The following is a 12,283-nucleotide window of genomic DNA, read 5'->3' on the forward strand; positions in this document are numbered from 1 at the left end:
CCAGGGGCCCAATCCCTTGACACCCACCCCACTTCCCGGTACTATATTGCTTGGGCGCCCTGTAGAAATGCAGGGCCAGACGCTTGCAAGCTCCCTGTTCATCACGAATAGGGAGCTTGTTTTTGTTATTTCTCATTGCCGCTTGGGCGGGGCCGGAGCACGGTCCGCTTGCCTCAACAAATCATAAAGGAGTCTTCTCATGACCAAGTATATTTTTGTTACCGGTGGGGTTGTTTCGTCGCTCGGTAAAGGGATCGTGGCTGCCAGCTTGGGCCGGCTGCTGAAGAATCGTGGCCTGAAGGTGACGATTCAGAAGTTTGATCCCTACATCAACGTCGATCCAGGGACAATGAACCCTTACCAGCACGGGGAAGTGTTCGTCACCGATGACGGTACCGAAACGGACCTTGACCTTGGCCACTACGAACGCTTCATCGATATCAACCTGAACAAGTACAGTAACGTCACCACTGGCAAAATCTACTCCGAGGTGCTTAACCGTGAGCGCCACGGGGAGTACCTGGGGGCCACGGTGCAGGTGATCCCCCACATCACCAACATGATCAAAGAGAAGATCATGCGGGCGGCGACCCACACGGACTCCGACGTGATCATTACGGAAATTGGCGGGACGGTCGGCGACATCGAGTCCCAGCCTTTCCTGGAAGCCATTCGGCAGATGAAGAAGGACGTCGGCGCCGAGAACACCTACTACATTCACGCGACCCTGGTGCCGTACCTGCGCGCGGCCGGGGAAATGAAGACCAAGCCAACGCAGCACAGTGTCAAGGAGCTCCGGAACGTCGGGATCCAACCTGACATGCTGGTCCTGCGCACCGAAAAGCCGGTCACGGATTCGATGAAGCAAAAGATCGCGCTGTTCACGGACGTACCGGTCGATTCGATCATCGAATCGCGGGACGCCAAGATCCTTTACCAGGTGCCGCTGGCGATGCAGGCCCAGGGGATGGATCAGCGGGTCGTGGACCACTTTGGCTTTGACACGCCGCAGGCCGACATGGCCGAATGGCAGGGCCTCGTCAAGCGGGTCGAAAACCTGCAGGACACGGTCCGCATCGCGCTGGTGGGCAAGTACATTGAGCTCAAGGATGCCTACATTTCTGTCACGGAGGCCCTGAAGTCGGCCGGTTACTTCTGGAACGCGAAGATCGATCTGGTCAAGTTCCAGGCGGACGACATCACCGAGGAGAACGTCAAGGAAAAGCTTCAAGGCTTCGATGGCATTCTCGTGCCAGGCGGGTTTGGCGATCGCGGCCTAGAAGGCATGATCACCAGCATTAAGTTTGCGCGCGAGAACAACGTGCCGTTCTTTGGCATTTGCTTGGGGATGCAAATGGCCTCGATTGAGTTTGCCCGCGACATGGCTGGCATCAAGGACGCCTTCACGACTGAGGTCGACAAGGACGTTAAAGATCCAGTGATCGACATCATGAAGGACAAGAAAAACCTTGAGAACCTCGGCGGGACCCTGCGGTTAGGGCTCTACCCGTGTGTGCTTAAGCCGGGTTCGGTGGCCGCCGCGGCATACGATAACGTGCCAGAAATCGAAAAGCGGCACCGGCACCGCTATGAGTTCAACACCAAGTATCGGGAAGCGCTTGAAGCGAAGGGGCTCGTCTTTTCCGGCACCAGTCCGGACAACCGCCTGATGGAGATCATCGAGTACCCGAAGAACAAGTTCTTCGTTGCGCCGCAGTACCACCCAGAGTTCCAATCCCGGCCAAACAAGCCGGAAGGGCTCTTCAAAGCGTTCATCAAGGCAGCCGGCAACTACTAGGCCGCGGCGACTGTGTCAACCCCTCTGCGGGTTGGCACTTTTTTTCCTCGAGTGCTAGTGCCGTTTTCGTGAAAGCCGCGGCAGACTGGTGATTTCGGGTTGTGTTTTGCCGCTGAGTTCATTAGAATATAACGGTGAATGCGAATTTTATTCGTATCATCCTACCAGTATTCGCGTATTTCATGAAGCCATAATTTTAGGCCAGCTTCAGCCTACCTGACCGCCCGAGGGCGAAGTGCTCGTATTAGTGAGGAAAAATTAAATGAAAAATATGCTGATCCACGGAGGCAAGAAGCTCTCCGGCACCGTTGTGATCGGCGGGGCAAAGAATAGTACCGTGGCGTTGATCCCAGCCGCGATTTTGTCCCGCACCCCGGTCACCCTTGACTCTGTGCCGGTGATCCAGGACGTTTATAACTTGATGGCCATCCTTGACGAGATGAACGTCAAGTCGACCTTTGACGATTGTGTGCTCCATATTGATCCGACCCAGATCCAAAACGTCCCGCTGCCCAGCGGGAAAATCAAAAGCCTGCGGGCCTCGTACTACTTCATGGGGGCCCTGCTTGGCCGGTTTGGGCGGGCGGTCGTCGGCCTGCCGGGCGGGGACGATATTGGCCCGCGCCCCATCGATCAGCACATCAAGGGGTTTGAAGCCCTTGGCGCCTCGGTGACGAACGACCACGGCGCGATCGCCATTACTGCCCCTAAGGAAGGCCTTCACGGGGCCCGGATCTTTTTCGATATTTCCTCAGTGGGGGCCACCATCAACGTGATCTTGGCTGCCGTGACGGCGCACGGCCACACGGTGATCGAAAACGCGGCCAAAGAACCTGAGATCATCGACCTGGCCACGTACCTCAACAATATGGGGGCCGTGATCCGCGGTGCGGGGACGGATACGATCCGGATCGAAGGCGTGACGCAGCTGGCCGCGCACAATGCCCACACGATCATTCCTGATCGGATCGAAGCCGGGACTTACCTGGCAATGGCGGCGGCCGTGGGTGACGGGATCAACGTTAAAAATATTATCTCGGAGCACTTGGACGCATTTTTGGCCAAGCTGGAGGAGATGGGCGTCGTGATGGACGTCGGCGAGGACAGTATCTTCGTTTATCCCTCGGGCGACCTCAAAATGGTGCAGATCAAGACCCTGCCGTATCCGGGCTTTGCAACCGACTTGCAGCAGCCGGTCACGCCGTTAATGCTGAAAGCGCACGGTGAGGGGATCATCATCGATACTCTCTACCCCAAGCGCGTGCGGCACATTCCTGAGCTGATCCGGATGGGGGCAGATATTACCGTCGAAAACGACGTGATCATCGTGCATCACGCCGATCACCTGGAAGGGTGTGAAGTCGCCGCTGAAGAAATTCGGGCCGGGGCCTGCCTCATGACGGCGGGACTGATGGCAGAAGGCGACACCACGATCACCAAAGCGGAGAACATCCTGCGCGGCTACGACCGGGTCATCATGAAGCTCCGCGGCCTTGGCGCCGACGTCGAGCTTGTTGACGCGGCGGAACCAGAAGAAACGCCGATGCGCGCCGAAAACTGATTGCAAGTTAGCTGGCCGCATGATAAAATGCTAGAGTTGTGTACCACAAGTTATCTCTAGGTCAGGCAATGGCTTAGGGCAAAGGAGAAGATATTATGAAGCAAGGCATCCACCCAGATTATCACCCAGTTGTGTTCCTGGACTCCTCGACCGGCTACAAGTTCTTGTCCGGCTCGACCAAGAACTCATCCGAAACCGTTGAATGGGAAGACGGCAACACGTACCCACTGGTCCGCGTTGAAATTTCTTCCGATTCCCACCCGTTCTACACTGGCAAGCAGAAGTTCAGCAAGGCTGACGGGCGTGTTGATCGCTTCAACAAGAAGTACGGCTTCACTACCGAGAAGTAACAGCTACCAGAAGGCCGATCCTTTGCGGATGGGCCTTTTTGCTGCCCCGGTGCAGGGTTGAATCCGGGTGGTGCGGATCAGCAGCGCAATGGCCACAACTAATTCGGTAGCGCGCAAATGCTGGTGGGGTAGGCTTGGGCCGGCTTTTTTCCAAGAATACAACTTTTATTTATGAAAGTTGAACCGCTCACGGGAAAATTCGATATATAATAAAAGCATATTAAGGCAGCAATGAACACGCCTTAAGCTTACACATTAACTTACACTCCCAAAAAAGTTCCCCCAAACTTTTCCACCAGCGATGGTGGTTTTTTTGTGCCTCAAGGCTAAACTTCCCGGCAAAGTTGCGCCCCCAAGCCCTTTTGGCCCAAAACGCAGGCGTCCCTGCATCGCGATTTGTGCGCAATTCGAATCGCGGTGAAGGGGCGTTTGCGTGTCCGGGCGCTGCGGGGACGCAACTAGGGTAAATGCGGTTCACTGACTGTGAGTTGGCGGGGTCACGCCTGCCGCGGCTTGCCAAAGGGCCCTGGCTTTCAGTAGACTGAAAGCAAAAGGAGTCAATATGACAAAACTATTGAAATGGTTGTACGTCGCAAACGTTGTCGGCGCCTTGCTGTACGTGGCGGTGTGTCTGCCCAAGCTGATGATGGGGACGCCCATTTACCCCGGCCAGGCGGGACTGCTCGGGCAGGTGACGGCGGGGCTCTTGCTGAGTCTGTTGCCGCTGGGGAGCGAGCGGCTCTTTCATTTTCGCTTTCCGTTGGTGCTGAAGCTGATCTACGAGGTGTTCATTCTCTGCTCGGTGCTGCTGGGAACCGGGATGCAGTTCTACAACATCCCGTACTGGGACAAGTTCCTGCATCTGTTCTCTGCCTCGATGTTGGCAGGCCTTGGGATCGCGATTTTCTGTGCACTGACGCCTAAGGCCCGCCTGAAAACGACCAGCCCGCTGCTGATCGCCTTGTTTGCCTTCACGTTTGGGACCACGATCGGGGTGTTCTGGGAGTTCTATGAGTTCACCTTCGATGGCCTGTTGGGCCTTAACATGCAGCGCTACATGGCCGGCGGCGTGGCACTAGCCGGGCGGGCGGCCCTGATGGACACCATGGGGGACCTGTTTGCCGACGTTTTTGGCGCCTTATGCTTGGCCCTGCTGGCCTACTTCCAGAGCAAAAAAGACGTTGCTTTCTTGGATGCATTCAAGTTCAGCCGCTAACTCAGCGTGCTGAGTTGGGCCTTAAGGGGGGCGGAGAACTCGGCCCACCGGTACTGCCTGGCAAAGGCGATTTCGGTCCGCGTCAGGGCTTCGAGCCCCGGCTGCTTGACCCAGTGGACGAGCCATTGCCCGTAGGTTTCTGCTGAAAGCGCAGTGCGGGCGAAGTCCAAGAGGCCGGGTAAGGCCGCCGCATCGCAGACCAGTGCCGCGTGGGCGAACTCCTGAGGGCTCGGCGCTGGCGGCAGAAGTGGCGGCTGCCAGGTGAGCTGGGCCAAAAACCCGGGCCAGTCTGGGGCAACCGTGAGCCACTGATCGACTTCCCAGTCGACGTAACGGATCGCCGGCCCGGGTGTGTTCAGATCAAAACACCAATACTGCGCGCCAGTTTTGGCGAAGGGTAATAAGTGCGCTGGTAGTGGCGAGACCATTTTTGGCCCCACCGCGGCAAGGGCATGGATCGAGACGCCGGTCAGCGATTCGCTGGTCGGCTCTTTGGTTGGACAGAAAAACTGGCGGGGCCACTGGCCTTTTTCGACCAGCGCGAAGTAGGCAGCGGGAACGGGAGCGGCGGCTGGAATGGTCGGCAGTCCCGTGATCGGCGTGACTTCTTCGGGCCAAGCAAGCATTGAGATTGCGGACATGGAGATCCTCCTTCCAGAAGGCGAGATCGACGGGCGGAACGGGCAGTAAAGCAGTATAATTGGGCAGGAGAGTGGAGAAACTTGCGAAATAATATTGTGTACGTTCATTACGAGCCGCTGGCGAACATGTTCAAAACGGCAGGACTATCAGCTAGCGACGTCCTAAACGCATCACCGGCGAGCTTTCGCCATCTCTTGCTGCTGCCGCCAGTCGATGAAGATGAATTCATCGATCCGCACACCGGCCTGAATGAGATCTCAGGGGAGGCGGCAGTGACGACGTTTCTGCGGAGTAAGGGCGCACGCACCCGCAGCTGGCTTGACTATAAACACGCCAGCTACCTGCGTGATCTTTTGCCCACTGAGGTCGCGGAGCTGCTTTATTTGGGGTTTGCTAAAACCCACATCACCCCGCCATTTTACTACAAGCTGCAAAACGAGCTCGTCTTTTTGCCCTTGAAAGACGGTCAGGTCACGATGTATTTTCGGACCCTGGAGCGGTTCAGTGCGACATTGGCGGTGGGGATGGTGCGGCACTTGCGGCTAGCGGCCAACGATCAACCCTTCTGGCTGCGGCTGCGCGCCCAACACTTTCCCCCGGTGACGACCAAGGTGCTGGCTAGGCTGTATCCCTTGTTCGAGGACGGCGTTTTAATGGACTTCTCGCGGACCAGTTTTTCCCGGGACGAGGTGGCCGTGCCGCTTTATCGGGTCAAGCGGCGGTTCGTCTTTGCCCAACCGTTAGATCAGGATGGACTGGCCGGGGTCGGCACGGTGCGCTTGCAGCGGGCCACGAATCAGTGGCACCTGCGACTGAAAGAGGTGGCGGAATAAGGGCCACTGCGCTACAATATTAGCGCTGTGTTCAAAAACAGGTGGGGGACGGATAAATGAAAATGAAGTTGAGTGAGATCGCCCGGGTCATTGGCGCGGATTATCACGTGCCAGACGCGCTCGCACCGACCGTTACGGGGGTCGCTTTCGACAGTCGAAAGCTGCACCCGGGGGATCTGTTCATTCCAATCGAAGGCGAGCGCGACGGCCATGCGTTCATCGGGGCCGCTGAGCGTGCCGGTGCGGTGGCCACACTGTTCAAATCCGGGCACGAGCCGGTGGCGACCGTCTTGCCGAAGCTGGTCGTTCAAGACCCAATGAAGGCGCTGAACGAGCTTGCGCGCTACTACCTGCTGATGAAAGTGAATCCGAAGGTGGTCGCCATCACTGGCAGCAACGGCAAGACCACGACTAAGGACATGACTGCGGCGGTTTTGGCTACGCAGTACCACGTCATAAAGACGCAGGATAACTATAATAATGAGATCGGCGTGCCCATGACCATCCTTTCCATGGACACCAACACCGAGGTGCTGGTCGTCGAGATGGGGATGGATCGGCCCGGCCAACTGAATGTGCTCTCCAAGCTAGTAGAACCTGACGTGGCCGTGATCACAATGATCGGTGAGGCCCACATCGAGTTCTTCAAGACGCGCGATAAGATCGCGGACGCCAAGATGGAAATCACCGACGGCCTAAAGGAAGACGGGCTCTTTATATACAACGGCGACGAGCCGCTGCTTCGCGAACGCGCCAAGGCCGTCGCGCAGGAGCAGAAAACCTTTGGTCTTAATCCGGACAACCTGCTTTACGCGCGAGAGATCGAAGCCGGCGAGACCCGGACCGACTTTTCCCTGTCCCGCTGGCCGGATCTGCGCTTTTCTATTCCGCTGATGGGGGAATGGAATGTGGCCAATGCCCTGGCGGCGATCCTGGTCGGACGCCGCTTTCACGTTAAGCCGGAGGCCATTCAGGCGGCACTCCGGGACTTCCCGGTGACGAAGAACCGGACTCAGTGGGTGACCGGTGATGCCGGCGAGCCGATCCTGTCAGACGTTTACAACGCCAACCCGACGGCGATGAAGGCCGTGCTGACCGATTTCGCGCAGTTCCCGTGTTCGGGCCGCCGCATTGCCGTACTTGGGGACATGCTGGAGCTCGGTGAAGCCAGTGCACAGTTGCATGCAAGCGTGGCTGCTGCGCTGGACCCGGCGAAGATCCAAGACGTCTATCTCTACGGGGACGAAATCGTGGCCCTTAAAGAGGCGCTGGCTGCAAAGTACGCACCGGACCACCTTCATTACTTCCCCAAGGCTGATCAGCGCGGGCTGATCGTGGCGCTGGAGGACAGCATTGTCCATGACGATTTGGTGGTGCTGAAGGCCAGCCACGGCCTGCACTTGGAGAAGGTCCTGCAGGCGCTGATCGAAGGCGCAGAATAATTCATTAAAAGCGGCGCAGCGCCGCTTTTTGTGTCTAATCTAGCACTCAAGCGGCAACTCAAGCGCTGGTTGATAGGCAAACCTGGGTCGGTCGATTAGGCTGAAGACAGCGTTAAATAAACGCGCGACCCGCAAGGAGGAAAAAAGAATGCAAATTTTTGATGCACGTCACATCGGCCAGCAGATTGCGGCCGGCCGCAAGGCGAAGAACATGACCCAAAGTGCGTTGGCGGACCAACTCAACGTTTCCTATCAGGCCGTCTCCAACTGGGAACGCAGTCAATCCCTGCCGGATATCGATAAGTATGCGCAGCTGGCGGCGGTGCTGGGGCTGAATCTTGATGACCTGATTGGCGCAGAGGGGGCACGCACCGTGACCATTGTGAATGATGACGCCGCGGTGGACGCCAGGACCTTGGCAGAGGCGGCGCCGGTGATGAAGCCTGCGCAGGTCGAAGAAAAGGTGGCCGCCCTTTCGCCGACAATGGCCACCTTGAAGGAAATTGCGCCGTTTTTGGGAAGTGCCACGCTGAAGGAAAAAGTGATGGCGCAGCTTAATACCCCGGATTTTGCCCCGCTGCTGGTGGCGATCGCGCCGTTCCTGGGGGCCCCGGACCTTGAGGCCGTGATCACCGCCGGCGTGCCCGAAGACGAGGATCATCTGCAAGTATTGGTTCAGCTGGCACCGTTTCGCCATTCAGCGGCGAACGATGCGCTTGCCCAGCGGTTGCCGAAAAGTAGCGGGACTTTGACCGCCATCAAAAAGCTGCTGCCGTTCTTGTCACGCACCGCCGTGGATGAGCTGTTTAGGACGCGGGCCCAGGCTGACTTGACCGCCGCTGATTTACCGGCGCTTGCGCCGTTTGTTTCTGAGCCCGTGCTGGCCGCCCATGTGCAACAGCTGAGCCGGCTGGGGGATGGGCAGAACGCGCGGAAGTTTATGCCATTTCTTTCGGCAACGACCCTGGTGAGCTTGCTGGGTAATTAAATGAGGTGCAGCCCCGGGGCAAGACGCCGGGGCTTTTTGAAATGTGAGAACCGGGTGGCGCCGCGCGCACTTTGCCACCATGAGGCGTTCAATTATGGCCGTGGCCGCTTCTGCTTGTGCATCAGGCCCATTCATGGTAAGCTAGTCCAGATGCTTTTTCAGAAAAGGCATGTCTAATACGATAATTTTTACAAATACAGGGCCCTCACACTTCGCTCTGATTTGTAAACGAGTGAAGCATTCGCTTCAAGGAGGAACTGTTTGAAATTTACCGAACTAGGTTTAGATCACGATCTGCTCAAGGCCATTAAGCGGTCAGGGTTTGAAGAGGCAACGCCGATTCAAGAACAAACCATCCCGCTGGTCCTTCAGGGCAAGGACGTGATCGGCCAGGCTCAGACGGGGACCGGTAAAACGGCCGCGTTTGGCCTGCCGCTGCTTCAAATGATCGACAAGGAAGACCGCTCAGTGCAGACGTTAGTCATCTCGCCCACGCGTGAGCTGGCCGTCCAGACTCAAGAAGAGCTCTACCGCCTGGGGACAGACAAGCACATCAAGGTGCAGGCCGTCTACGGCGGTGCCGACATTCGCCGGCAGATCCGCGGGCTCGCTGATCGCCCGCAGATCGTCGTGGGGACGCCTGGCCGCCTGCTGGATCACATTAGCCGGCACACGTTGAAGCTGGCCAACCTGAAGCATTTGGTGCTGGACGAAGCCGACGAAATGCTTGACATGGGCTTCATCGATGACATTGAAAAAATCGTTGAGCAGGCGCCTGCCACTCGTCAGACCCTGCTGTTCTCCGCGACGATGCCGGCCCAGATCATGCGCTTGACCAACAAGTTCATGAACGAGCCGATCACCGTCAAGATCAAGTCAAAGGAACTCACCGCCGACACCGTTGACCAGTACTACGTGCGGGCCAAGGACTACGAGAAGTTTGACGTCATGACGCGGTTATTCGATGTTCAGTCACCGGAAATGACGCTGATCTTCGGCCGCACAAAGCGGCGCGTTGACGAGCTGACCCGCGGACTGAAGGCGCGCGGCTACAAGGCGGAAGGCATCCACGGCGACTTGAGCCAGCAAAAGCGCATGAGCGTTTTGCGGCAGTTCAAGGCCGGCGAATTGGACTTCCTTGTTGCAACCGACGTGGCGGCCCGGGGCCTGGACATTTCCGGGGTCACCCACGTGTACAACTATGATATTCCCCAAGACCCTGATTCATACGTGCACCGTATCGGCCGGACCGGCCGGGCAGGGCGCAAGGGGGTCTCAGTGACGCTGGTGACCCCGAACGAGGTCGAGTACCTGCGCACGATCGAGGACTTGACCAAGAAGCGGATGACGCCGCTTAAGCCACCGACAGAAAAGGAAGCTTTCATCGGCCAGGTCTCCACTGGACTTGAAACCATCAAGGCGCAGCTGGCAGACCAGGACGAATTGGAGAAATTCCAGCCGATGGCCGAGGGCCTGCTTGAACAGTACACCCCCCTCGATCTGGTTTCCGCCTACATCAAGGCGGTAAGCCCGGACGACGCCAGCGCGGTGCCGGTGAAGATCACCCCAGAACGGCCATTGCCGCATCACGGCGGCGGTCATGGTGGTTACCGCGGCAAGAGCAATGGTCACTCCGGCTACCGGGGTAACAACAGCCACAGCGGTGGCCGGAGCAACTCCCGTGGCAAGCGTGATTTTGACAAGTCGCACCGCTTTTCAGAAAAGCGCTCGGAGCGTCAGGGCGCCAAGCGCACTTTCCGGAGCAAATAAGGATCACGGACTCAGGCTAATGGCCTGAGTCTTTTTTGGCTTACCAGGCGCGATTCCCTCATCTCAGCGTGACCAAGTTTCAGGCAGAGGCGGGCGACAAGGGCCAAGGGCTAGCTTATAATCAAACCAGAAAGGTTGTGACGGCATGATTTATGGCATTGGCGTCGATTTGACGGAGTTGGCGCGCATCAAGCAGGCGCAGGAAAAGACCCCGGGGTTTGCGGAAAAGGTCCTGACAGAAGCTGAGTTGGCCGCTTATGCCCAATTTTCGGGCAAGCGGGCAATCGAGTACCTGGCGGGGCGGTTCTCGGTCAAGGAGTCGTACGCCAAAGCCTACGGAACAGGCATCGGCCAAGTTGCCCTGCACGCGATCGAGACGCTGGATGATGAGGCGGGCAAGCCGGTTGTGACCAAGCATCCCTTCGCTGGCCCGGCGCTGGTTTCAATTTCCCACACGGACCACCTGGTCATGACCCAGGTGATCCTTGAGGAGGTGGACAAATGAGTATGGTGACAGCAACGCTGCGTTCCAGTCGGGTGTTGATCAACGAAGCGGCGATCACGCACAACCTGACGCACGCCCTAACTGGCTTGCCCAAGGGGACGGACCTGTTCGCGGTCGTCAAGGCGGACGCTTATGGGCACGGCTTGTTGCGGGTCGCGCGGGTGGCCCAGGCGGCAGGGGCCAACGGCTTTTGTGTGGCAGTGCTGGACGAGGCGCTGGCGCTGCGCCGGGCGGGTTTCACACTGCCGATCCTTGTGCTGGGCATCATCGAGCCCGAGTATGCTGCGATCGCCGCCGCTAACCACATCGCCGTGCCGGTCGGCAGCAGCGAGTGGCTGACGGCGGCGATCGCAGGGCTGAACGCGGCTGACCTGCCCAAGCTGCACGTGCACTTCGCCTTAGATACCGGCATGGGCCGCATCGGGTTCCGCCACCTGGAAGATATCAAGGCGGCGGTGCGGGTGGTGCAGGCGGCCTCTTCGCAAATCGAGATCACCGGGTTGTTTACTCATTTTGCCACCGCGGATGACCCAGATCCCACCTACTTTAACTTGCAGGTGGCCCGGTTCCATCAGTTCTTGGCGGCCTTGCCTGAGCGGCCGCGCTACGTTCACGTCGCTAATTCTGCCACTAGTTTGTGGCATGCGGCGTGCGACTGCAATTTGGTTCGCTTTGGCGTGGCGATGTACGGGCTTAACCCCTCTGGCCGGGCAATTGAGACGCTGCCTTACCCGCTGGCGCCGGCACTGAGCGTGGTGTCCAGTCTCAGCTTCGTGAAGCAGATCGCGGCCGGCGAGGCGGTGTCTTACGGGGCGACCTACCATGCGCCGCAAACCGAGTGGATCGGGACGGTGCCGATGGGCTACGCCGATGGCTGGCAGCGCCGGCTGCAAGGCTTCCACGTGCTTGTCGAAGGCGAGGAATGTGAGATCGTCGGCCGCATCTGCATGGATCAGTTCATGATCCGGCTGCCGCATCAGCTGCCCACCGGCACGCCGGTCGTGCTGGTCGGCCGCAGCGGCGAGCGCGAGATCACGCTTCAGGACGTCGCAGATTACGCCCACACGATTCACTACGAGATCGCCTGCGGCTTGAGCGAGCGGCTGCCGCGCGTTTCCATCGCGAATCAGCCGACTGCGTGACACAAAAAAATCGCTTCGCATCATGCGAGGCGATTT

Annotated in this window: 11 protein-coding genes; 10 read left to right on the forward strand and 1 reads right to left on the reverse strand. The window is 58.2% G+C overall.

Features of this window, described 5'->3' with window-relative positions:
* Positions 1–199 precede the first annotated feature (199 nt).
* The 4 genes from EKM85_RS04910 to EKM85_RS04925 all read left to right on the forward strand — a co-directional run bounded on the left by EKM85_RS04910 (position 200) and on the right by EKM85_RS04925 (position 4,925).
* Entirely contained in the window at positions 200–1,798 is a 1,599-nt protein-coding gene (locus tag EKM85_RS04910; RefSeq protein WP_125585156.1) for a CTP synthase, read from the forward strand.
* 262 nt (positions 1,799–2,060) lie between these two features.
* Positions 2,061–3,359 carry a UDP-N-acetylglucosamine 1-carboxyvinyltransferase gene (locus tag EKM85_RS04915; RefSeq protein ID WP_125585157.1) on the forward strand — a complete coding sequence of 433 codons (1,299 nt, stop codon included), beginning with the start codon at positions 2,061–2,063 and terminating at the stop codon, positions 3,357–3,359.
* Positions 3,360–3,454: 95 nt separating this feature from the next.
* Positions 3,455–3,709: a type B 50S ribosomal protein L31 gene (locus tag EKM85_RS04920; protein ID WP_125585158.1), complete on the forward strand. Its 255-nt coding sequence runs from the start codon at positions 3,455–3,457 to the stop codon at positions 3,707–3,709.
* Between the two features lie 562 nt (positions 3,710–4,271).
* On the forward strand, positions 4,272–4,925 hold the full coding sequence (locus tag EKM85_RS04925) for a hypothetical protein (protein WP_125585159.1): 654 nt from the start codon (positions 4,272–4,274) through the stop codon (positions 4,923–4,925).
* On the opposite strand, the gene EKM85_RS04930 is transcribed toward EKM85_RS04925, so the two are convergent.
* The gene (locus EKM85_RS04930; RefSeq protein ID WP_125585160.1) at positions 4,922–5,566 is read right to left on the reverse strand and encodes an SMI1/KNR4 family protein; all 645 of its coding nucleotides are present in this window, start codon (positions 5,564–5,566) and stop codon (positions 4,922–4,924) included. The genes EKM85_RS04925 and EKM85_RS04930 overlap by 4 nt on opposite strands.
* An 81-nt stretch (positions 5,567–5,647) precedes the next feature.
* Between EKM85_RS04930 and EKM85_RS04935 the strand changes: the two genes are divergently transcribed.
* From EKM85_RS04935 to alr, 6 genes are all read left to right on the forward strand, one after another.
* A complete protein-coding gene (locus EKM85_RS04935) occupies positions 5,648–6,400 on the forward strand; it encodes a hypothetical protein (RefSeq protein WP_125585161.1) in 753 nt (250 codons plus the stop codon).
* Positions 6,401–6,456: 56 nt separating this feature from the next.
* Positions 6,457–7,842 carry a UDP-N-acetylmuramoyl-tripeptide--D-alanyl-D-alanine ligase gene (locus tag EKM85_RS04940; protein ID WP_125585162.1) on the forward strand — a complete coding sequence of 462 codons (1,386 nt, stop codon included), beginning with the start codon at positions 6,457–6,459 and terminating at the stop codon, positions 7,840–7,842.
* A 148-nt stretch (positions 7,843–7,990) separates the two neighbouring features.
* Positions 7,991–8,830 (forward strand): helix-turn-helix domain-containing protein, encoded by an 840-nt coding sequence (locus EKM85_RS04945; RefSeq protein WP_125585163.1) that lies wholly within the window; start codon positions 7,991–7,993, stop codon positions 8,828–8,830.
* Positions 8,831–9,091: 261 nt separating this feature from the next.
* Positions 9,092–10,600 carry a DEAD/DEAH box helicase gene (locus EKM85_RS04950; RefSeq protein WP_125585164.1) on the forward strand — a complete coding sequence of 503 codons (1,509 nt, stop codon included), beginning with the start codon at positions 9,092–9,094 and terminating at the stop codon, positions 10,598–10,600.
* A gap of 145 nt (positions 10,601–10,745) precedes the next feature.
* On the forward strand, positions 10,746–11,105 hold the full coding sequence (gene acpS / locus EKM85_RS04955; protein ID WP_125585165.1) for a holo-ACP synthase: 360 nt from the start codon (positions 10,746–10,748) through the stop codon (positions 11,103–11,105).
* Between the two features lie 2 nt (positions 11,106–11,107).
* Positions 11,108–12,247: an alanine racemase gene (gene alr / locus EKM85_RS04960; RefSeq protein WP_125585185.1), complete on the forward strand. Its 1,140-nt coding sequence runs from the start codon at positions 11,108–11,110 to the stop codon at positions 12,245–12,247.
* The last annotated feature ends 36 nt before the right edge of the window (positions 12,248–12,283 follow it).

It is taken from the genome of Lacticaseibacillus jixianensis (assembly GCF_003946485.1).
In the GTDB taxonomy this organism is placed as follows: domain Bacteria; phylum Bacillota; class Bacilli; order Lactobacillales; family Lactobacillaceae; genus Lacticaseibacillus; species Lacticaseibacillus jixianensis.